Raw genomic sequence first — 21,050 nt, forward strand, 5'->3', positions numbered from 1 at the left:
ACTGAATGCTATTTCTCGTGTGCGCCGGCTTTTGCGTGCGCTTCCGTTCGCATTATTGGCGTTGTTCGCCCCATTCGATCCGGTCGGGATCGAGGGGGCACGGATAATGGTGAAATTTCAAAGGGTGTGAGTGGTAGCGGGAGGCGGACTTGAACCGCCGACCTAAGGATTATGAGACCTTCGCTCTAACCACCTGAGCTATCCCGCCACACCGGCCAGCATGCTGGCACTAAGGCGACCGTCTATAGGGAGCACCGCAGCTTTCTGTCAACACGGCGCTCCGTCCCGGCGGCACATCAGTGCCAACAAAATGCGATAGGGCCGGGAAGGACACTAATTTCGCGTATTCCGCGGGCTATTCCGCCGCAACCGGGCGCTGGCTGACTTCCCCTTCCTTGCGGAAGCGCATCATCGTGAAAATGCCCCAGGGCCGCAGCGCCTTACGGTCTATCAGCTTCAGTTCGGGGCAGACCATCACGCGGGAGACGTCGAAGACCGAGTGCCAGCCCACGAGATCGGCGAACGGCGCCATCTGGCGCTCGACCCAGCCGCGGACGCCGTCTTCCTGGCTGAAGTGGTTGACGAGCATGACTTCGCCGCCCGGCTTCGTCACCCGCGACAATTCCTGCATGACCTTCTGCGGATCGGGCACGACGGTGATCACATACATCGCGACCGTCTTGTCGAAGGAGTTATCGGGGAAGCGAAGGTTGCTCGCGTCCATCTCGTAAAGGCCCGAGACGTTCGTCAGCTTCTCGGATTTGACGCGTTCGCGCGCCTTATCGAGCATCTCCGGCGCGAGATCGATGCCAACGATGTCCAAATGCTTCTTGTATTCGGGGAGCGAGAGGCCGGTGCCGACGCCAACTTCGAGCACGCGTCCATCACCGGAATTGATGATTTCGACGGCGTGGCGGCGCCCGGCGGTCGAGATCGCGCCGAAGGTATAATCATAAACTGGGGCCCAGCGACGGTATGCGTCGCGGACCTGGCCTTCATCGAGCTGCAAAACCTTCGCTTCCGAACGCCTTTTCTGTGCTCCCGCACGCGCTCCTGACGAGGCGTGGAAGCCCGAAGGCTTGTTATCGCTCACTGCCCGATCTCCATTCGTCCGCAACCGAATTCATGCGATGTGCCTAGCGGCCCGCGCCGGCCATCGTGTTGTTCCTAGCCACCTCACCGGTGGCATTCGTGGCCTTGATCGTTTTTGCAATCCAACCCCCGCCGAGGACACGTCCCTCCGTCCCGGCATCGGCATAAAACACGCACGCCTGTCCCGTCGCAATACCCTCTTCGCCGTCAGCAAGCTCGACTCGGACCGCGCCGTTCTCTTCGACGGTCAGAATGGCGGGCCGGAGCGTCTGCGACGATCGCATGCGAACATAGAGGGAGAGGCCACCTTCCGCGACCTCGCTCAGAGGCTTTTCCCCGAGCCAATTGACGTTGCGGAGCATTAGGGCCGCCGTCTGCAAGGCGGATCTCGGGCCGACGACGACTTCATTCTTGGAGGCGTCGAGACGGACGACGTAAAGCGGTTCCGCAGCCGGAATTTTGATGCCGCGGCGCTGGCCGACCGTGTAATGCACGATGCCGTCGTGCCGGCCGAGGATGCGGCCGTCGAGGTGCACGATATTTCCGGAATCGAGTGCGCTCGGCTTCAGCCGCTCGATCACGTCGGTGTACTTGCCCGTCGGAACGAAGCAGATGTCCTGGCTGTCGGATTTGTCGGCCACCGGGAGATTGAAAGAGCGGGCAAGGTCGCGCACCGCTGACTTCTGCATCCCGCCGATCGGGAACCAGAGCGAAGCGAGCTGCTCCTTCGTGATGCCGAATAGGAAATAGCTCTGGTCGCGGTCCGTATCGACGGCGCGGGCGAGAACAGGACCGTCTTCGGTATCGCGCCGCTGAACGTAGTGACCCGTTACGAGGACTTCGGCGCCCAGATCCTTGGCCGTGTCGAGAAGATCGCGAAACTTGATTTCGTTATTGCACGTGACGCAGGGGATCGGCGTTTCGCCGGCGACATAGCTCTCGGCGAACGTCTCGATGACCTTGGCTGCGAAGCGGGTTTCGTAATCGAGGACATAGTGCGGGATATCGAGGGCTTCCGCCACGCGGCGGGCATCGTGGATATCCTGGCCGGCGCAGCAGCTGCCTTTGCGGCCCGACGCGGTGCCATGATCATAAAGCTGCAGCGTGACGCCGATGACGTCGTGACCGGCCGCCTTCATGATCGCCGCGGCGACCGAGCTGTCGACGCCGCCGGACATCGCCACGACAACCCGCTTTTTCTTTGCGGCCGTCTGAATTGGGGCGCGAGATGCACTGCTGGCGGCAGGTGTTGTTTCGAACTGGTTCATGCGATCGACTGGCTCGGGTTCCTGGCAAGGGAGCACGGAAAAGCTCCTACAACAATATCCCGGCGCCGCTATCCTTCAAAAGATCCAAGAGATTCAGAGAATTGTCCTAGAGGGGACGTTTGTAATCTCAGCGGGTATTGGTCTCAGCCATCAATAATTATCAAATCGGCCGTCTGCAAGGCGGCGTGGCGCGCAGGCCCCGTGTTTGGCCCAATTTTCGCTGGAAGACGTCCTAGCTGACGCACTGCTTCAGTTTGGTACGGGGCGCCTCGAAGGGGCCCGTTTCAGCGGATGCAATGTGGAATTGGCACGCCCATTTATATGTTTTTCACTCAATGGGTTAGTGCTAATTTAATCGCATGCGGTTATAACTAACCCTGGTCAAAGAGTGTGTATTGAGTATCATGACCGAACAGCAAATGAGAGCGCGCGGGCGCTACGTGATCGGACCCGATGGGTCGCCGCTCACGGTCGCAGACCTTCCCCCGCGGGATACGAAACGATGGGTCATCCGCCGCAAGGCTGAGGTGGTTGCCGCTGTCCGCGGTGGTCTTCTCAGTATCGAAGAAGCTTGCGAGCGATATACGTTGACCGTCGACGAGTTTCTGTCGTGGCAGCGTTCTATCGACAAGCACGGCTTGCCCGGGCTGCGCGCAACGCGTCTGCAGGACTATCGTGACTGACTAGAAGTCACCTGAAGCCTGCGGATCGACACATCAGAGAAAAGTCTAGGGTTGCTGGGCCGGCTTGGCCTGAGCAGCTTTGACCTTGGGCTTTTGATCCTTACTCTTCTTCACCGGCTGTACTGCGTTCGCCGTTTCCGGCGGCGCGGGGATCCAGCCGGGAGTTGGAGAGGTTGTTGCGCATCCATCCGTGCCTTTCGCCCAACGCGAGATATCGTCCGTCATAGCGGCGGCGAAGGGGTTCGGCATTTTCCGGTTTTCAGCTGTCAGATTGGCAGAAGAGTCGCCGGTCGGCTGGATGGCGATGACGAAGGCTTTGGGTCCGCGCGGATTGGGCTGCGACGAATCACGTTCATGAATGACGATCTCGGCTTTGCCGCCGCGTGAGGGCGCGTCCGCGGTCGCGTGGAAGACGTAATCCTTTTTTAGCGGACCGCCGACAGGGAACCAGCAGGTCATCGCGCCTCGCGCCAACCTCGAATAAATCTCAGTCGCCGAGCCAGTCGCGCCCGATATTAGCTTGCCGCCTTGGGGTTCGCCCGGCAACGCGGCGACGGTCGGGGTATTTTCACTGGTCGACGGGATGCTCAGAGACTGCAATTGTGATTGCAATTCTGGGGCATTGCCTGCGCAACCCGTCAACGCCGCTATCGTGAGCAGCGCCGGCACCAATATTGATGGACGGCGAACAGGCATTTTTCCCCGAGCGGCGGCTCACATAGACTCATTTGATGAACACAAATGCGAGTTGCAACTCGTGCCCGCCTCGCCCGATTTGAGCAAGAGGTCACAAGTGCTTAAACGGCGAAGCCAACAGAAATTGGAGGGGAGAAAGGCGGCGTCTTTCAGGCGGGCCGCGTCGCCGGGGTCTTGGAGGCCGGGGGCTCGTCGCTCGAGGCCAGGATGCGGAGGGACCCGGGCTTTGCACGCAGAGCCCGGAGTCATAGGTTTGTCCGGCGGTGGGCCGGGCTTATTCAGCGAAGCGCTGTAATTCCGAACGGCCGGTCACGACGGCCGGCGCGGGGATCATCAAGATTGGCGGCCTGCTGGGCGGCGCGAGAGAATTGCTCGACCGTATCGTCGCGTTCGCGAACGGCGGCTGCGAGTTTCTCGCGGAGGCCTTCGGTCGACTGTCTGAGGTTGTCACGGCGCTGGGCTGCCGCTTTCGCGAACGTCGAATAAGAAAAGTGTGCCCGGTCGCGAATACCCGTCCGATCTTCCTCGAGTTGGATCTGGCGTTCGAGATCTGACGCCATTTGATCGAATTCGCGAATAATTCTTTCCAGGTCGTCAACCTTCCTAGACTTCTCTTCTACTTCACGACGCTTCAGGCGCATGGCCAGGTCACGTGACTTCATCGTCCGATACCCCAAACAAATTCGAACTTATCTCAGTCCTCAGGTACCCAAGAAGCGTGCCAATCAAGAATAAGGCTTTGCTGCTACAGCAACCATGAAGAAATGCGTTAATGCCGACGGGCCGCCGCGTTGCACCAGCAGTCCGAAGACCCTCAAAAATATGTATGACATACTGCACTTAAGTTGCGGTAAAGCAACGGGTAACTATTTCTGACGACGCGTCTCGTTTGGGGGCAAAATTTAGTTCGAGGCGGTCTAGGGCATTCTTCCGAATTCTGTTAGCTCTTGATTCGAGCCGAATGCAGGTCAGAAGCGATCGGAGAGGTCAGGTAACGGGGTGGGCGCCTCGGAATCGGGCCTTGCGGAAGATCTGTCGGCGGTCAAGAGGGGCGCAGTTCTAATATTTTGATGTAATGGCGGGCCATGCTCTGGCGCGAACGAGGCATCTTTTTGCCTCGCGACCGGCAGCGGCGCGACCCGCTTCGCGGAAGCCATGTCTCCAGTAGTTGCTGCCAGAACACCGGCAAGTCGCTGCATGGTGAATTAGCTAACGCGAATTAGGGTTTGTTAACCTCTCGTCGCTAACTTCCTAACGATCGCTTAGCTCGATTGTTGTGCGTTTTCTTTGAGCGAAGGACAGACATAGCGCGGACACGGATCGTATAGGGCACCAGAGGGACGGTCATGCGGGTTCTACTCATTGAAGACGACAGTGCCACGGCGCAGAGCATCGAGCTTATGCTTCAGTCGGAAGGTTTTAACGTTTACACGACGGATCTCGGCGAAGAGGGCGTCGATCTAGGTAAGCTTTATGATTACGATATCATTCTCCTAGATCTAAACCTCCCGGATATGAGCGGTTACGAAGTTCTGAAGACACTTCGCGTTGCGAAGGTCGGAACGCCGATTCTTATTCTGTCGGGTCTTGCAGGTATCGACGACAAGGTTCGGGGTCTCGGCTTCGGCGCCGACGACTACATGACGAAGCCCTTCCATAAGGATGAGCTCGTCGCACGCATTCAAGCGATCGTGCGCCGTTCGAAAGGACACGCCCAATCGGTTATCGAAACCGGCGACCTTCGCGTCAATCTCGACACCAAGACAGTCGACGTCAATAACCAGCGCGTACATCTGACAGGTAAAGAATATCAGATGCTCGAGCTCCTTTCGCTCAGGAAGGGCACGACGCTGACCAAGGAGATGTTCCTTAATCATCTCTACGGCGGGATGGACGAGCCGGAGCTGAAGATCATCGACGTCTTCATCTGCAAGCTCAGGAAGAAGCTTCAGGCAGCGACTGGCGGCAAACACTACATCGAAACCGTCTGGGGCCGCGGATATGTGCTGCGCGATCCGGGACATGAAGGTTCGGAAGCCGCTTAATCAATCGCGTTCGAATAGTTTCGTTCACGCGCACAGGGGCCATGATGGCCCTTGTCGTGTTTATGGGGTTGGCTTCGGCAAATCCTTCGAGCGGGTTTGCTTCAAATGGTTCGGCGACCTGGGTGCCGTTGCCGACGGACTGCGCCACCGCACTTTCTCTCAGTCATTGTCGCCTAAACGCAATCAGGGGCCCACGAGGACCCCTGAAGGAATTTCTGCAGTGCCTTACCGGCGAGCGTCCTTACCCGCTAGCGTCAGGGGCGCCAGTTCACAGACAGGCGGCCCGTCTGGATATCGGGGTCGATGCGCGCCGCCAGGCTGCCTGACATTGCGAATAGCGGCAATTCTTCGCTCTCGAGGTCGATGTAGCGGTATTCGGCTTTGAGCGAGAGCGAATCCCAGATTTTTGTTTCGACACCGGCGCCGATGAATGCGCCCGACAAGCGCTTTGAATCGTAAATCACCCCCGAGCCCTCGCCGAGAATGCTGATCGTGGTCTGTTCCATTCCCGCGTTCGCGTAGCCGCCGCTGACGAACAGCAAGGTGTCGGGAGTGGTGAGGTAACCGAGCCTACCGCCGACCATCAGGATGTTTTTGAAGCCGCCGTGGCTGCTCCAAAGTTCTTGGCTATCAACTCCGTCACTAGCAAAATTGCTGTCGTTGTAGCTCAGGTTCGAGAAATCGGCGTCAGCGAACGCACCGACGACGAACCGTTCTCTGAACTGATAGTCGTAGCCGACAGATGCCGAGATGAAGCCGCCGTCATTGCTGACAGGATTGTTGAAAGGACCTGCATCCGCGCCGAAGGATTCCTGCTTGTTGGCCACGCTATAGCCCGTACCGAAGCCCAAGTATGGGCCGGTCCAGCTCGAGGTGATCGGCGGGATCGAATTGTCGACAACGTCCTTTTTGCCGTCACCAAAGCGATAGTTCAGCGACATCCGGATTGTCTGGATTTTCGGCTTGAACCTTTCGGTGAGGACATCTTCGAGCGCAATTTCCTCAGCCCGCATCGATGTATATCGGTACTCTGCCTTCAGGCTGAAGCCATTACCGATCAATGTTTCAACACCACTTCCCAGGAAGTAGCCGTTGAAGCTTCCGAGATTCGCGCGGATCGGGCCGGAGCCGAAATTGATGGATACGTCACTCGGATCGGAACGGGCGTAGCCGAACGTCGAGAAAAAGAGTGTCGACGGCGCGACGAGATAGCCGACCCGGCCGCCAACCGAAAGCTGATCCCCGATCTTAAAGTGCCCTATGTCGGGCGGAAGGAGACTGGAAAAGTGGGTATCGATGTCCGAGAAATCGTAGTCGACGAAAGCGCCTACGACCAGAGGTCCGAACAGGGCGTGATCATAGCCGGCGCTGAGAGTAAGGAAGCCGCCCGTACCTGCTTGGCCGTCCTTCATCGATTTGACGGCGATGGGATCCTCATCGAATTCCGTCAGAAACGAGTTGCTAGTGCGGGTGTTCGTCATCCCGTAGCCACCGCCGATACCGATATACGGTCCTGCCCAGTCATTGGCAGCAGCGGGCCCCGCGGCGACAATCGATGTGCCTGCGGCGACTAATGCGAAACTGGCACGATTTCTAATCATGGCTCTCTCCGAGAGGCGTCAGCCAACGGCTTGTCAGTGGGCTTGAATGCGCGATTTACGGGGCCCATATGGCCCACTCATTGATATCGTTATCTGATTCGCGGACTAAGGAAGACGTCGCGCCAACGGGACGCTTCGCTATGAGCGGTGGATTGTTTTAAAACCACAGAGCAATTCGGAGTTAGACCTATGAGTGATGCGCGCCGCAACCCTTCATCCCAACTCAAAGCCGCGATCGTCCGCGTGACGCCATTCGAGCAGAATTGCACGCTGATTTGGGACGACGCGACGAAGGTCGGAGCTGTCGTCGATCCGGGCGGGGATCTCGATCGAATCGAACGGGGAATCAAAGAAGCGGGAATTACCGTCGAGAAAATTCTGCTGACGCACGGCCACATCGATCACGCGGGCGGCGCCGCCGATCTCCGCGACCGGCTTGGCGTGAAGATCGAAGGTCCGCATCGGAACGATGCCGTGCTGCTCGATGCGCTCGAGAAGCAGGGGGAGATGTACGGCATCTCCGGTGTTCGTAATGTCAAACCCGATCGTTGGCTGGACGAGGGCGACAAGGTCACCGTGGCCGGACACGAGTTCGAGATTTTTCATTGCCCCGGACATTCGCCGGGGTCCGTCGTCTTTTTCGACCGGCGGCAGAAATTTGCGCTGGTCGGCGACGTGATATTCCGCGGATCGATCGGGCGGACCGATTTTGCCTACGGCGACCACGAAGCATTAATATCGTCGATCAAGACGAAGCTTCTGCCGCTCGGCGACGACATTGCGTTTATTTGCGGTCATGGTCCGCCGAGCCAGTTCGGGCCGGAACGGCTGACCAATCCGTTTCTGGTCTAAAAGTTCGCGGACTTCGGCGGCCAGATCGAATCAGAACGAAAACGTGTATGAGCCGCCGAGGCAGCCGAAAATTCCGCATTCGCGCTGGAGCGTGCCGTAGCCGCCGCTCGAGATCGAATTATCGTCGCTGCCGAAGAAGTCGACCGTTTGAACGCGAAGCGTTTCTTCGCAGCTTCTTCTGCAGTCCACCCAAGCGCCGCGCGGAAGCTGGACTTGCCAACCCCACCTTGGCGCCCGCCGGACGACGCTCGAGATCTGCCCGTTGCCGAAGCGGCTGTAAGCGGTAATTACCTCGCCCTGCTTGTAGTTCGAGCGGAGGCGGCCGATGTGAGCGTCCGCAGCGGGCGGGATTGCCGTGGTGAAGGCGGCCGCGACGGCGGCAGCTGCCAGCATTTTTGCGCGCATAGAGAATCTCATCCTTTGGCTTGGCTTTTCCGCTAACGCGACATCGAAATGTTGACGCCCTTGAACGACGGCCCGCTCGTCGCGACGGTGACCGAGTGCGAGCCGCCCGAAATCGCGACCGACATCGAACCGTTGATGCCGCCGCTGATTGCGAGGTTCATCCGATTGGGCGTTGCCCGTCCCGCGACTGTGCCGGACTGATTGTACGTGCGCTCTTCCCAGTCGCCGCTCACCGTGCCGTTGGCATTGGTGAGATTGGCTCTGAGCTCGACCTTTGCGGAAGCGTTGGCGCAGCGGATCGAAAGACCGAGATTGGTCGGGCCGCCGTTGTTCGTATAATAGCCTTTGCAGCGGAGGCTTTCCGTCTTGCCATTATCGAAGCGGGCCGTGCCCGATCCGGACCACGTGCCGGCGAGTTCGACGAATGGATTGTCCGACGCCGCGATAGCGGGGTTGAACGATAAGGCCACGCCGACCGCTACGACGGAGGCCCACGCCGATATTGACGCTGCAAGTCTGTGATTGCGCACCACGTATTCTTCCTTCCAAACGGTGAGCCCCCGAAGCGGCGACATTATTGTCTGATGTAAGCCGATTTGCGAGCCATATGGGCACGGCGCTGCTGCGCGTTCAAACGTGTTGCCGCCGGGCGACAGTGGGGGGGTACATCCGCCCGGGAGCGATGCAGCTTCCAAAACGACGTGTAGCCCGCGAGTTACCCAAATACGGCCTACAAAGGGTCGCGATCCGATTTCAAACTCCCGGTATTGTAGGTGGCGCTCAGAAAACAGCGGCTTTGCCGTGGGCGGGACTCGGGGTGCGCCATAGCCAATATCAATGTTGAGGGAGTTGAGTCATGGGTCGGGCGTACCGCATTGGCACGTATGTCGTTGTTGCAAGTATTTCAAGCCTAATTGCTACGGAGAACCGGGCGGCTGCGCCGATCGACCCGCTCGCGAGCCTCGCGGGGCGCTGGGTGGGAATGGCGACGATGACGTCCATGTCGGGGCCGGCGTCCAACTTCAAATGTGTCGTGACCTACGTCGAACGCAAGGATGGCGTGCAGGGAATGCGGCAGACGCTGCGTTGCGACGACGGTTCGAACTTCAAGCTCCACGCCGCGACCGATCTTTCCGTGGAAGGTGAGAAGGTTACGGGCGCATGGCAGGACAAGATCAACGACATTGGCGGCACGGTTTCGGGCATCGTCACGGCCGACGGCTTCGACGTGCAGCTCTCGGGGCAATTCTTTGAAGCCCACATGGCGGTTGCCGGGCAGGGCTGCGATCAGTCCGTCAAGGTTCTTCCGCGAAATCCGGACGTCTTCCGGGAACTCGCTGCGACGCTGAAGAAGTGCTGAGCTGACTGGCGCCTGCTTTCAGAACGGCTCGACGATCTGACAGACGGTCGGCGGCGCGTTCGATTTCTGATCGTAGCGGAAATCCAGGATCAGATTGAAGACGTCTTGGGGCCATGAGGCGGGATAGCTGCCCTCACGGCCGCCGAGAAGCGCCGCGATCTCCGGCAGCTTGCCGTGGTGCCAGCAGATGACGATCGTTTTCCCGTGATAGCCGGGCTTTGAAAAGATCTCGGCGACGAGGCTCTTGAAGGCCTTGTCCTCGATATGGTGCTGAACTTCGATACCGAGCGCGGCGGCGAGGGGCCTCATGGTTTCTATCGAACGGATCGAGCGCTTCGAGCGGGCCGCCGCATAAATGAAATCGGGACGGCCGAACGTCTCGGGGATGTAGGTCACGAGACGCTGAGCGCGCTTGGTGCCTTCGGCCGACAGCAAGATGTCGCTGGTATCTCCCGTCTTCTCGGCGTGACGCATCAGCAGGATCCGGCCCGGTCCGCCCGCGGGGTGATGCGTTGCCGTTATCTCTTCGGCAGTGGTGCCGCGCAGTGCTGCCCAGAGCGATTTGGCGCGTGCGCACAGCCATGCCTTGATACCGCGGCCCGGTTCCGCAGACTCTTTCAAATGCCGTTCCTTCCGTGAGTTTCCGTCATTCGCGCGTTGCGCCATTGGCGCAAGCGTCCCCAGTTGTCGCCGCGCACGCGTTTTCGTCGAAGCGCGAGGACTTTGCAATGATCTCGCAGATCTTCAAAACGGTTCGATGACGCGATTGACGGTCGGTGCACGGCCCGAGTTCGGATCGTATTGCAAATCGAGGACGAGGTTGTAGGCGTCCTCCGGCCACGGATCGGGATAGCTACCGGCGGGGGCGCCGAGCAGCGCCGCCATTGCGGGTAAATTTCCGTGATGCCAGCAGATGACGAGGGTTTTTCCCTTGAAGTCGGGATCGTCGAAAATCTCCTGAATAAGATCGGCGAAATCGCGATTTTCGAAATCGTGCAGCACATTCATTCCGAGCGCGTCCGCAAGCGGCTGGACGGTTTCTCGCGGGCGGTTCGAATGCTTCGAATGGGATGTGGCGATGATGAAATCCGGTTTGCCGAACGTTTGCGGAATATAGGTCGCCAGATGTTCGGCGCGCGCATGGCCGGTGTCGGACAAATCCTCGTCTTCGGGATCGTCGGTCTTGTCGGCGTGGCGCATCAGGATGATGCGCTTCGGTCCGCCCATGAAGTGTTGGATCGGTGCATAGTCGCTGGCCTGCTCGCGCGCCGAGGCGGTGCTGGCCCATTCGCCGTTGGTCTGCGAGAGGACTGTCATCGCGGCGACGCCCGTTACAAGAAGTGCCGCCGCCGCGAAGCGCCGATATAGGGCAGAGACGCATTTCATGCTTTTTCTCCGGCTGAACTAGACCCACGCCTCGCCATCGGCGGAGTCGGGCAAGGCCCTCGGCCGGCCGCTCTCATCCAGGGCGACGAATGTGAAATGGGCGCGGGTAACGCACGTTTGGGATTCGCTGTCGCGCGGCCGCCTCCAGGCTTGAACGTCGAACGTCATCGAGGACCGTCCGCGCTTGATCATGCGCGCCCAGACCGTCAATTCGTCTCCGACTCTGACGGGCTCGTGAAAGCTCATGCCCTCGACGGCGACGGTGGCGCAGCGTCCCTGGCTAACGCGTGCCGCGGCGCTGCCGGCGGCGAGATCCATCTGGGACATGATCCAACCGCCGAAGATGTCGCCCGCGGGATTGGTGTCGGCGGGCATTGCGATGGTGCGAATGACCGGATCGCCGGACGGCATGGGCAGATGTGGGGCTGTTCGATGCCGCTTCTTTTCGGGTGTCTCGACCGTCATGTCCGCGAACCTTTCTGTATGCGGACGATGCCGCGATCTGTCATGGGGCCTCCTTCCAGCCCCCAAAAGGGCAAAAAGGGGCGGAGGGAAGATGCGCAGCATAGCGCCCAAGGTTCAAAACCGGCGCACATCGTCAATCCTTACGCAACCTTCGTTGCCTAATTTTGGCGAATAGGCCTCACAACTGATTCGAGTTGCGATACCGCCATGACGTCCGCCACCCCAGATCGCGAACTGCTGCAGCAACTCGCGAACATCCCTGAAGTTGCGCTGAGCGGTTTTTCCGTACGGGAGGGCCTTTCCGGCACGGGCGTGACGGTGATGAAGGGCCGGAACTATTTCGGCAGCTGGCGGGCGGTGGATCGGCAACTTGTGTGGGTCCCGGCCAACCTGACCGAACCGGGCCATATCGTCGAAACTGTCGACGAGGCCGTTCGCCATACCCTGCTCCTGATTTTAAAGAGCATCGAAACGACGCGCACGAAGCCGCCTCGCTCGATGGCAAGCTGACCTCGCGGGTCCAAGACCGGATCGCAATCAAAAATTCGACTGGCGAACGGGTTTCAGTTCGGGAAAATTGGCGCGACATGGACGCCATCAGCCCGGAGCATGACCCTTGAACTTGAAAATGACTTCCCGGACGTTATCGCCCGTTCTCTTTCTTGCTTTCGCAGTGTCCGCCGCCGCCGATCCGATCGAGCTGCCGGCGCGCAAGCCTGGCTATTGGGAAATCCTCATGACGCATAAAGAAAATGCGCCGGTGATGACGCTCCATGCCTGCATCGACGCGGCGACGGATAAAGTCATGATGGATGCGGGAATGGACGCGATGCAAAGCATGTGCTCCGAGCGTGAGATCAAGCGTGACGGCGATGCCTACGTTTGGGACACGACGTGTACGATGGATTCCATGAAGACGACGTCGCACGTTGTGATCACCGGCGATTTCCAATCTGCCTATCAGATGACCATCAGCGGAGAGATCAGCGGTCTCGGCGCGCCTCATAAAATTGTCACGACGCAGAAGGCGAAATGGCTCTCGGATGCTTGTCCCGCCGGAGTGAAGGCAGGTGACCTGCAAATGCCGGGTGGGCTCACGGTCAACACCGGCGAGATGATCGATGCGCTGGGCGTGGCGAAGACGCCCTGGCGGCCATAGCACTTGAATTGAAATTCGATGAGGGTGCTGCGGCCGCCGCCTTGAGGACGGCCGCAGTTATCGTTACGCGGCGAGCACGGCGCGGTCGTGTTTTCCTTCCTCGATTTCTTCGATGATCTTCGCGACGAAGGCTTCGATATCGCCGGGGTTACGGCTCGTTACGATGCCGTCTTCGGATACCACGGGTTCGTCGACCCAGTTGGCGCCGGCGTTGATCATGTCCGTTTTGATCGAGGTGTAGGATGTCGCCTTGCGGCCGCGGACGGCGTTGGCTTCGATCAACAGCCACGGTGCGTGGCAGATCGCGGCGACGACCTTGCCGTCGGCGAGGAACGCCTTGATGAGCTTAATCGCTTCGGGGTTCTGGCGCAGCGTGTCGGGGTTCATCTGACCGCCGGGCAGCACGATTGCGTCGTAGAGCGAGGTTGACGCTTCGCCCAGTTCCATGTCGACTTTGACGGGTTTGCCCCAGTCTTGATTTTGCCAGCCGATGATCGAGTCTTTTTGTTTTCGCTGTTTTGGTGCGCAGACATGCACCAGCTGGGCGACCGCCTTCAACTTTTCGCGCGGAACGTCGAGTTCCGATTGCTCGAAACCGTCGGTCGCGAGAATAAGAATTTTTGCTTTCGAGATCTTGGGCATTGGAGGGTCCTCGATTGCCTTGCAACTGAGAAACAACCAATCGGGCTCATCGGAGTTCCGCCCTGCGGCAAGGGCGGTTTGAGGCGCTTCAGCCGATGTCGCTCACACCATTTTATTGAGGATTCTGCCCATTTCCTCGAACGAAAAGGCGCGCAGCGTTTGCGTTCGCACATTGCCGCGGGTGGAGACGCTCAATGCCAACGCTGTGGCCGTCTCGTCGTCGGGCGCCTCGCAGATCGCGACGGAGTCGAAGGTCCCGATCGTCCAATAGATGTCTTTGACCGTGACGCCAGCGTTCGCGGCCATGGCTTTGAACTTGTCGCCACGACTTATCGTGTCTTTTGCGTCGTGAATGCCTTTGTCCGTGAAGTTGGCAAGAATGATAAATGTTGCCATGAGAGCCTCCATTGTGGCGGTGCTCCCCGTTGTCGCGGATGTTAGATCGCGCAACCGATCAAATGTAGGAAAATCTACGGCTCCTGCTGCTACTGGCCGGGCCGGCCGGTTTTCTTGGGGCGGCCGCGGCGGCTCTTCTTCTCCGTGCCGCCCTCGTATTCGCGGGTCCGCGTCGGGATCGATATCCGCGAGGGCTTTTCGCCGGATTTCAAAGGCAGGGACGCGTGCGGACCCATTTCGTCGAGCGTCGGCTTATGCGGGCCTGCAATCTTCTCGCCGAATGCGCCGGCTTTCACGCGGCTATCGACGTGTTGCGTGCGAGCCGGGACTGGCCGGTCGGTGCCCGGCCCCATGTCGTCGAGCGAAGGCTTCTTAACGCGGGACGTCGACTGCGCGTACGTCGGCTGCACGGGTTCGTATTCCGTTTGCACGCGGGAGCCGGACGCCGGTCGCGGCGGGACGTTGGCGCTCGGGCCGTACTTTCGCGAACCCTTGAAGCTGCCGGCTTTGTCTTCGACTTCGGACTGCCGCGCCAATGGATCGTCGGCGATGGCGAGTTCGGTCTCGCGCAGGCGCTTGACCTCGTCGCGCAGTCTCGCTGCGGTTTCGAATTCGAGATCGGCTGCAGCCTCTTTCATGCGCCGTTCCATATCGGCGATGACGGCCTGCAAGTTGTGGCCGAGCACCTGCACGTTGTCGCCGTCCGCGAGGCCGGCATCGACGGTGACGTGATCCTGCTCGTAGACGGATTGCAGGACGTCTTGGATGTTGCGCTTGATGCTTTCCGGCGTGATGCCGTTCGCCGCGTTCCAAGCAAGCTGCTTCTCGCGGCGCCGATCGGTTTCGGCCATCGCGCGCTCCATCGACCCGGTGATCTGGTCGGCGTAGAGAATGACCTTGCCGTCGACGTTACGCGCGGCGCGGCCGATCGTCTGCACGAGGGACGTTTCGGAACGCAGGAAGCCTTCCTTGTCGGCATCGAGGATGGCGACCAAAGCGCATTCCGGAATGTCGAGACCTTCGCGCAGAAGGTTGATGCCGATCAGAACATCATAAGCGCCGAGGCGAAGATCGCGGATGATCTCGATGCGCTCCAGCGTTTCGATATCGGAGTGCATGTAGCGCACGCGCACGCCGTTCTCGTGCATGTATTCGGTCAGGTCTTCGGCCATGCGCTTCGTCAGCACGGTGACGAGCGTGCGATAGCCCTTCTGCGAGACTTGGCGAACTTCGTCGAGAAGATCATCGACCTGGGATTTCGCCGGACGCACCTCGACGAGCGGATCGACGAGGCCGGTCGGGCGAATGACTTGTTCCGCGAAGGTGCCGCCTGTTTGTTCGAGTTCCCAACTCGCGGGCGTTGCCGACACGAATACGGATTGCGGCCGCATCGCGTCCCACTCCTCGAAGCGGAGCGGCCGGTTATCCATGCAGGAGGGCAGGCGGAAGCCGTACTCGGCGAGCGTCGCCTTGCGCCGGAAGTCGCCGCGGAACATGCCGCCGATTTGCGGCACCGTCACATGGCTTTCGTCGGCGAAGACGAGGGCGTTGTCGGGCAGGTATTCGAACAGCGTCGGCGGCGGATCGCCAGGGTTGCGGCCCGTCAGATAGCGCGAATAGTTTTCGATGCCGGCGCACGAGCCGGTGGCCTCCATCATCTCCATGTCGAACGTCGTGCGCTGCTCCAGGCGCTGGGCTTCGAGAAGCTTGCCGGCCGCATAGAGTTCCTCGAGGCGCTGCTTCAGCTCCGTCTTGATCGACTTGATCGCCTGCTGCAGCGTCGGCTTCGGCGTCACGTAGTGCGAATTCGCGTAGAGTTTCACGAGCGCCAGTTCGTCGGTCTTGTTGCCCGTCAGGGGATCGAACTCGACGATCGACTCGATCTCGTCGCCAAACATCGAGAAACGCCAGGCGCGGTCCTCCAAGTGGGCCGGGAAAACTTCGACGGTGTCGCCACGCGCGCGGAACGTGCCCCGGACGAAATTCTGATCGTTGCGGCGGAAGTGAAGGGCGACGAGGTCGGCCAGCAGTTGGTCGCGCGAGAGCTGTTCTCCAACGCGAACGGTGAACGTCATGGCCGTATAGGTTTCAACCGAGCCGATACCGTAGATGCACGACACGGACGCGACGATGATGACGTCATCGCGCTCGAGGAGCGCGCGCGTCGCGGCGTGGCGCATACGGTCGATCTGTTCGTTGATCGACGCTTCCTTCTCGATATAGGTGTCGGTGCGCGGCACGTAGGCTTCGGGCTGGTAGTAGTCGTAATAAGAAACGAAGTATTCGACGGCGTTGTTGGGGAAGAAGCTCTTGAACTCACCGTAAAGCTGCGCTGCGAGCGTCTTGTTCGGCGCGAGGATGAGCGCCGGACGCTGCGTCCGCTCGATGACGTGGGCCATCGTGAAGGTTTTGCCGGAGCCCGTTACGCCCAGCAGCACTTGGTTATGGTCGTGTTTGCCGACGCCTTCGACCAGCTCCGCAATGGCTTGCGGTTGATCGCCTTTCGGCTCGTATTCCGAGACGATTTTGAACGGGACCCCGCCTTCGCTTTTCTCGGGCCGCTCAGGCCGGTGGGGAACGAACGTCGGCATGCCGCCCGAGACGATCGGGTGTGTCGCCATCAGTGGCTGGCGAGACAGCAGCTCATTCGCCCGTTCGGAGCGCTCCTGCGGCTTGGTCAGAAGGGCGGTGAGGCTATCGGTCAGGCTTTCGCTGCCCATTGGCGGGCGCGGACCGGACTGGCGCAGCGCAGGCAGGCTCGGAAGGCCCGTCGCTCCGCGCTTCGGCGAAAAGTCGGCAGGTGCGAAATAGGAACCCGCTTCTCCAAAGCCCGGCGTTCCGGCCTCCGTCTCCATAGGAGGCTGAGTCGGCTTTCCCGACTTGCCGCGGGAAGGGCGAGGTGCTTTCGGACCGGGTGTTTTTGTTGGTGCTGACACAGACTGAATATAGGAAAGGAGGCCTTAGTCATAAATGCCGATTTGAAGCTACAGTGTCACGCCTCCGCAATACGACAAAATTCGGAGCGAATTGGTTCCCCAAAATTCTCCTTACGGAAGAGTAAGTTCGGTCGTTCTTCTCGCAGTGATAGCGAAGCGGGACCAACTTGGAGTTTGGGAGTTATCCGGTTGGGAGTTGGGGGCCGCTTCCGGCCGACCCGTTTGGCCGGTTCTGGCGGACAATAACCCAAACAGCGAATACGGAGACTTAAATGATCACCACCCGATTGATTGCTGCTGCAGTTGCCGCCACGTTCGTGATGGGCAGCGGAGCCGCATTCGCCGCCGCCACCGATAAGTCGGCTGCGTCCATGGAGTGCTCCAAGCAGGCGGACGCCAAGGGCTTGCACGGCAAGGAGCGGAAGAAATTCCGCGAGCACTGCAAGCAGGAGATGATGCATTCGAAGGACATGATGAAACCGGAAGAGAAGAAATACTAATACCGGTCATCGCATAATCGTCTAAGTGAGAGACCCCACCGTCCCCGGTGGGGTTTTTCCTTATGGCGGCAAGATGCGCTGGCGATGTGGTATTCATTGCGTGGAGGTGCGTCATGGCGCACACGGAGAATTCCAAAACTGCGCTCGTCACGGGCGCCAACCGGGGGATCGGATTCGAGATCGCTCGTCAACTTGCGGCCCAGGGTTTCCATGTTCTCGCCGGTGTGAGATCGCGCGAAAAAGCAGTCACCGCTTCAGAAGATTTCGAGAAGGTGGGCGTCACCGTTACGCCGGTCGTTCTCAACTTGGCGGACTCGGGACGTTTATCGGCTGCACTTAGCGAGCTCGAGCTCACGTCGCCGCCGATCGACGTCCTGGTGAACAACGCCGCCATTCTGATCGATGGGCCGGGTGGCTTCAGCTCGAGTTTTTTCGACATGACGGACGACATCTTCGAGCGCACCTGGGAGACCAACGTGTTGGGAGCGGCCGTCACGATGCGCGCGCTCATTCCCGGCATGCTCACGCGGGGCTACGGCCGCGTCGTCAACATGTCGTCGCTTGCGGGGCAGCTCGCCAACATGGGCTCTGGCTATCCGGCCTATCGCGTCTCGAAGGCAGCGCTGAATGCTCTAACGCGCGTTGTCGCTGCTGAAGCGGGGGCGTCGGGTGTAGATGTGAAAGTCAACGCCTGCTCCCCGGGTTGGGTCAGGACCGCCATGGGAGGCGGGGCGGCGCCTCGCTCTCCAGAAGAAGGCGCGGAAACAGCGATTTGGCTCGCGATGCTGGATAGCGCGGGGCCGAACGGCGGCTTTTTTCAGGATAAGGAACAGCAGCCTTGGTGAGGGCTTCTATGATTGGCGATGGCTACTCCCCTTGCGGGGAGCCGGCCGCCATCGTCAGCACTTGCTGAAAAAAGGAAGTCAGCTCGTCGTCAGAGCGTGCGGCCGGTGCGGCCAGCTACGACAGGAGCGCCGCCCTGCTGGATTTCCATGACGAAGCGAATCGGTCGAGCGGCCGTGTCGCCCAGGTCACGCGCCGTCACGAGCACCAAGTGGCTTGGTCCCGACGATGTGTCGATCTGGGTGATTTGGGGCGAGAAGTCCGCAACGGTTGCGACTTCGAGCGTGCGCCGGACGCCGCCGAGGTTCATCGATATCTGGTCGCCGACAGAGATCGTCTTGGTGACGGGGGCCGTGCCGTCGCGCATGGCGGTCAGCCAGAAGTCTTCCGAACCAGAGATCGGGGCGTTGGCTGAAGCGACTTGCTTGGCCTCGACGCTGGTTTTGTTGAGGGCAGTCTGAAAACTCTTCCGGAGGACGGTTTCGCTGTTGGCGAAAAACAATGCGCCAGCGATGGCGGCAACAGCAGCGCCGGCCGTCAAGCCCAACCAGAAGGGTCTCAATTCCTGCTTCGTCATGCTTCGGCCTCCAGCATTCCTATCAGGTTGGCGAAAACGGCGCAGATGCCCGCTCGCCGCCTCCAGAGGTACAGTCGAGATTAAGGCAATTCAATAGCGCGTCACGCCACATCAGCCGCATACCGTATCCCGGCAGGGGGAAACGGCAAGATTCGGGGCATAAGTGCGGCGAAGATGCCTAAGAAACGCTAAGTTCAGTGCGGCCATCAGGGAAAATGCGACCCCGAGCAATCCCCAGGCGGCCGATTGGCTGGTTTGGCGGTAGACCGCTTCGGCCGGGGAACTGGCGGTCGCTATGGCGACGATGGGCAGCGGGCCCTGCTCGGCGAGAGCCTTCACGCCTGCCGGGCTGACGGCGAGCTGGATGCCCGCGAATGCGGCGGGGCTCGTTCCGGCACTGACGGGCGCCACGAACATCGTCGAGACCAGAACGAACGCCAACCCGCTGATGACAATGTCGATTATCGGACGCCACAGGCGGCGCCGGTATTTGGGTTTCGCCACGCCGTTCCGTCGACGCGCACGAGCTTCCGGCTTAACGCTGGCTGGCATCGTCTCAATTCCTCCCGCTCGTCATCAACTTGGTAAGCAGATCACGTTCGGAGAATGTTGAACCGGGCTTCTGGGCGGCCATTGGTTCGGATTGTGGCGCAAGCTTATCAAATGGCGCTTGCGGGATGATTTTGGTGCATTTGTTGCGCGATCGCATCAGAGGTTGCGACGGCTGCCCTGCGCCAGGGAAAACGCTGCCTTGCAGCACGGAAACATTGCAATTACGGTCCGCGCCGCTTATTTCGCGTCGCGAAACGCTTGATCTCAATCCCGATAACTCAATCCGATAACAGGCCACTTCAACATGGGCTTCATCGCCGACACTCTGAACCGCATCCAACCCTCCGCGACAATCGCCGTTTCGATGAAAGCGCGGCAGCTCAAGGCGCAAGGGCGAGACATCGTCTCGTTGTCGGCCGGTGAGCCCGATTTCGACACGCCGCAGAACATCAAAGACGCCGCCAAGCGCGCGCTCGACGAGGGCAAGACGAAGTATACGGACGTCGACGGCATACCCGAACTCAAGGCGGCGATCGCAGCCAAGTTCAAGCGCGACAACGGCCTCGACTACAAACCGGGCCAGGTTTCGGTCGGCACGGGCGGCAAGCAGGTGCTCTATAACGCGCTGCTCGCGACGCTCAATCCGGGAGACGAGGTCGTCATCCCCGCGCCGTGCTGGGTTTCCTACGCCGACATCGTTCTGCTTGGCGGCGGCAAGCCCGTCTTCGCAGAGACGACCATCGAAGACGGCTACAAGCTCAGGGCGGAAGCACTCGAGAAGGCGATTACACCGAAGACGAAGTGGTTCATCTTCAATTCGCCGTCCAACCCGACGGGTACGGCCTATTCGGCTGCCGATCTGAAAGTTCTGACGGACGTTCTGCTGAAGCATCCGCACGTGTGGGTGTTGACGGACGATATGTACGAGCACCTGCTCTACGACGGACTGAAATTCGCGACGCCGGCGCAAGTCGAGCCGAAGCTCTATGACCGCACGCTGACGATGAACGGGCTGTCGAAAGCCTATTGCATGACCGGCTGGCGTCTCGGCTATGCGGCGGGTCCGGAAGTGCTCATCAATGCCATGCGCAAACTGCAGTCGCAGTCGACATCCAACCCGTCGTCGATCGTGCAGTGGGCCGGTGTCGAAGCTCTCAACGGGCCGCAGGACTTCATCGCCGCCAACAACAAGATCTTCGTTGAGCGCCGCGATCTCGTCGTCAGCATGCTCAATCAGGCAAAGGGCTTGCAGTGCCCGAAGCCGCAGGGTGCGTTCTACGTCTATCCGAGCATAAAGGCGTTGATCGGCAAGACGAGCAAAACGGGCACGGTGATCAAGAACGACGAAGATTTCGTCACGGCTTTGCTCGAGGAAGAAGGCGTCGCGGTCGTCCACGGAGCGGCATTCGAAGGATCGCCGTCGTTCCGCGTTTCGTATGCGGCTTCGACGGAGTCGTTGAAGGATGCCTGCACGCGCATTCAGCGCTTCTGCGGAAATCTCGCCTGAGATCAAAACTTGAGATCAAAATTTGCGAAACAAAAAGCGCGCGACCTCGGTCGCGCGCTTTTCAAATTCAGCGCTGGGCGTTGTT

Annotated in this window: 24 protein-coding genes and 1 tRNA gene; 9 read left to right on the top strand and 16 right to left on the bottom strand. The window is 59.8% G+C overall.

The genetic code is table 11. The annotated features are described in order from the left end of the window. Positions 1–131: 131 nt before the first annotated feature. The 3 genes from BM399_RS03925 to mnmA form a co-directional block, all read right to left on the bottom strand. Positions 132–208: transfer RNA gene (locus BM399_RS03925), tRNA-Met, on the bottom strand. 147 nt (positions 209–355) lie between these two features. After that, the gene (locus BM399_RS03930; RefSeq protein ID WP_092864486.1) at positions 356–1,093 is read right to left on the bottom strand and encodes a class I SAM-dependent methyltransferase; all 738 of its coding nucleotides are present in this window, start codon (positions 1,091–1,093) and stop codon (positions 356–358) included. Positions 1,094–1,136: 43 nt separating this feature from the next. Further along, on the bottom strand, positions 1,137–2,360 hold the full coding sequence (mnmA, locus tag BM399_RS03935; RefSeq protein ID WP_092864489.1) for a tRNA 2-thiouridine(34) synthase MnmA: 1,224 nt from the start codon (positions 2,358–2,360) through the stop codon (positions 1,137–1,139). A gap of 404 nt (positions 2,361–2,764) precedes the next feature. On the opposite strand from mnmA, the gene sciP reads away from it, so the two are divergent. After that, positions 2,765–3,043, top strand: coding sequence for a CtrA inhibitor SciP (sciP, locus tag BM399_RS03940; RefSeq protein WP_045836900.1), 279 nt, complete (start codon positions 2,765–2,767; stop codon positions 3,041–3,043). 45 nt (positions 3,044–3,088) lie between these two features. Here the strand turns inward: sciP and BM399_RS03945 are convergent, their stop codons facing one another. Both BM399_RS03945 and BM399_RS03950 read right to left on the bottom strand, forming a co-directional pair. Then, entirely contained in the window at positions 3,089–3,502 is a 414-nt protein-coding gene (locus BM399_RS03945; RefSeq protein WP_143111322.1) for a hypothetical protein, read from the bottom strand. Between the two features lie 515 nt (positions 3,503–4,017). Further along, the gene (locus tag BM399_RS03950; protein WP_092864495.1) at positions 4,018–4,401 is read right to left on the bottom strand and encodes a flagellar export protein FliJ; all 384 of its coding nucleotides are present in this window, start codon (positions 4,399–4,401) and stop codon (positions 4,018–4,020) included. 684 nt (positions 4,402–5,085) lie between these two features. On the opposite strand from BM399_RS03950, the gene ctrA reads away from it, so the two are divergent. Then, positions 5,086–5,784, top strand: coding sequence for a response regulator transcription factor CtrA (gene ctrA / locus BM399_RS03955; RefSeq protein WP_045836896.1), 699 nt, complete (start codon positions 5,086–5,088; stop codon positions 5,782–5,784). A gap of 254 nt (positions 5,785–6,038) precedes the next feature. Here ctrA and BM399_RS03960 read toward each other — a convergent pair whose 3' ends face one another. Further along, the gene (locus BM399_RS03960; protein ID WP_092864498.1) at positions 6,039–7,385 is read right to left on the bottom strand and encodes an outer membrane protein; all 1,347 of its coding nucleotides are present in this window, start codon (positions 7,383–7,385) and stop codon (positions 6,039–6,041) included. Between the two features lie 189 nt (positions 7,386–7,574). On the opposite strand from BM399_RS03960, the gene BM399_RS03965 reads away from it, so the two are divergent. After that, the gene (locus BM399_RS03965) at positions 7,575–8,237 is read left to right on the top strand and encodes an MBL fold metallo-hydrolase (protein WP_092864501.1); all 663 of its coding nucleotides are present in this window, start codon (positions 7,575–7,577) and stop codon (positions 8,235–8,237) included. A gap of 30 nt (positions 8,238–8,267) precedes the next feature. Here BM399_RS03965 and BM399_RS03970 read toward each other — a convergent pair whose 3' ends face one another. Further along, positions 8,268–8,642, bottom strand: a complete 375-nt coding sequence (locus tag BM399_RS03970) for a hypothetical protein (protein WP_092866264.1) — start codon at positions 8,640–8,642, stop codon at positions 8,268–8,270. A 32-nt stretch (positions 8,643–8,674) separates the two neighbouring features. Then, positions 8,675–9,217, bottom strand: a complete 543-nt coding sequence (locus tag BM399_RS03975) for a hypothetical protein (RefSeq protein ID WP_244531054.1) — start codon at positions 9,215–9,217, stop codon at positions 8,675–8,677. A 281-nt stretch (positions 9,218–9,498) separates the two neighbouring features. On the opposite strand from BM399_RS03975, the gene BM399_RS03980 reads away from it, so the two are divergent. Next, positions 9,499–10,002 carry a hypothetical protein gene (locus BM399_RS03980; protein ID WP_092864504.1) on the top strand — a complete coding sequence of 168 codons (504 nt, stop codon included), beginning with the start codon at positions 9,499–9,501 and terminating at the stop codon, positions 10,000–10,002. Positions 10,003–10,020: 18 nt separating this feature from the next. Here BM399_RS03980 and BM399_RS03985 read toward each other — a convergent pair whose 3' ends face one another. From BM399_RS03985 to BM399_RS03995, 3 genes are all read right to left on the bottom strand, one after another. After that, positions 10,021–10,623 (bottom strand): histidine phosphatase family protein, encoded by a 603-nt coding sequence (locus tag BM399_RS03985; protein WP_143111323.1) that lies wholly within the window; start codon positions 10,621–10,623, stop codon positions 10,021–10,023. 123 nt (positions 10,624–10,746) lie between these two features. Further along, positions 10,747–11,388, bottom strand: a complete 642-nt coding sequence (locus BM399_RS03990) for a SixA phosphatase family protein (protein WP_143111324.1) — start codon at positions 11,386–11,388, stop codon at positions 10,747–10,749. Between the two features lie 18 nt (positions 11,389–11,406). After that, complete coding sequence (locus BM399_RS03995) at positions 11,407–11,853, bottom strand: acyl-CoA thioesterase (protein WP_425284051.1); 447 nt, start codon at positions 11,851–11,853, stop codon at positions 11,407–11,409. Between the two features lie 207 nt (positions 11,854–12,060). Between BM399_RS03995 and BM399_RS04000 the strand changes: the two genes are divergently transcribed. Together BM399_RS04000 and BM399_RS04005 are read left to right on the top strand one after the other, a co-directional pair. Further along, entirely contained in the window at positions 12,061–12,363 is a 303-nt protein-coding gene (locus BM399_RS04000) for a hypothetical protein (RefSeq protein ID WP_092864510.1), read from the top strand. Positions 12,364–12,481: 118 nt separating this feature from the next. Beyond that, a complete protein-coding gene (locus BM399_RS04005; RefSeq protein WP_143111325.1) occupies positions 12,482–13,012 on the top strand; it encodes a DUF3617 domain-containing protein in 531 nt (176 codons plus the stop codon). A gap of 63 nt (positions 13,013–13,075) precedes the next feature. On the opposite strand, the gene BM399_RS04010 is transcribed toward BM399_RS04005, so the two are convergent. From BM399_RS04010 to uvrB, 3 genes are all read right to left on the bottom strand, one after another. Then, complete coding sequence (locus BM399_RS04010) at positions 13,076–13,654, bottom strand: type 1 glutamine amidotransferase domain-containing protein (protein WP_092864516.1); 579 nt, start codon at positions 13,652–13,654, stop codon at positions 13,076–13,078. 102 nt (positions 13,655–13,756) lie between these two features. Further along, positions 13,757–14,050, bottom strand: coding sequence for a GYD domain-containing protein (locus BM399_RS04015; protein WP_092866273.1), 294 nt, complete (start codon positions 14,048–14,050; stop codon positions 13,757–13,759). 89 nt (positions 14,051–14,139) lie between these two features. Further along, positions 14,140–16,905 carry an excinuclease ABC subunit UvrB gene (uvrB, locus tag BM399_RS04020; protein WP_425284052.1) on the bottom strand — a complete coding sequence of 922 codons (2,766 nt, stop codon included), beginning with the start codon at positions 16,903–16,905 and terminating at the stop codon, positions 14,140–14,142. Positions 16,906–17,258: 353 nt separating this feature from the next. Here uvrB and BM399_RS04025 point away from each other — a divergent pair, with 353 nt between their 5' ends. Together BM399_RS04025 and BM399_RS04030 are read left to right on the top strand one after the other, a co-directional pair. Beyond that, on the top strand, positions 17,259–17,486 hold the full coding sequence (locus BM399_RS04025; RefSeq protein WP_092864522.1) for a PsiF family protein: 228 nt from the start codon (positions 17,259–17,261) through the stop codon (positions 17,484–17,486). 113 nt (positions 17,487–17,599) lie between these two features. After that, the gene (locus tag BM399_RS04030; protein ID WP_092864525.1) at positions 17,600–18,331 is read left to right on the top strand and encodes an SDR family NAD(P)-dependent oxidoreductase; all 732 of its coding nucleotides are present in this window, start codon (positions 17,600–17,602) and stop codon (positions 18,329–18,331) included. 89 nt (positions 18,332–18,420) lie between these two features. Here the strand turns inward: BM399_RS04030 and BM399_RS04035 are convergent, their stop codons facing one another. Together BM399_RS04035 and BM399_RS04040 are read right to left on the bottom strand one after the other, a co-directional pair. Further along, positions 18,421–18,906, bottom strand: coding sequence for a hypothetical protein (locus BM399_RS04035; protein WP_092864528.1), 486 nt, complete (start codon positions 18,904–18,906; stop codon positions 18,421–18,423). A 111-nt stretch (positions 18,907–19,017) separates the two neighbouring features. Then, on the bottom strand, positions 19,018–19,458 hold the full coding sequence (locus BM399_RS04040) for a hypothetical protein (protein WP_092864531.1): 441 nt from the start codon (positions 19,456–19,458) through the stop codon (positions 19,018–19,020). A 304-nt stretch (positions 19,459–19,762) separates the two neighbouring features. On the opposite strand from BM399_RS04040, the gene BM399_RS04045 reads away from it, so the two are divergent. Then, entirely contained in the window at positions 19,763–20,965 is a 1,203-nt protein-coding gene (locus tag BM399_RS04045; RefSeq protein ID WP_092864534.1) for a pyridoxal phosphate-dependent aminotransferase, read from the top strand. The last annotated feature ends 85 nt before the right edge of the window (positions 20,966–21,050 follow it).

Source organism: Hyphomicrobium facile, assembly GCF_900116175.1.
Classification (GTDB): domain Bacteria; phylum Pseudomonadota; class Alphaproteobacteria; order Rhizobiales; family Hyphomicrobiaceae; genus Hyphomicrobium_B; species Hyphomicrobium_B facile.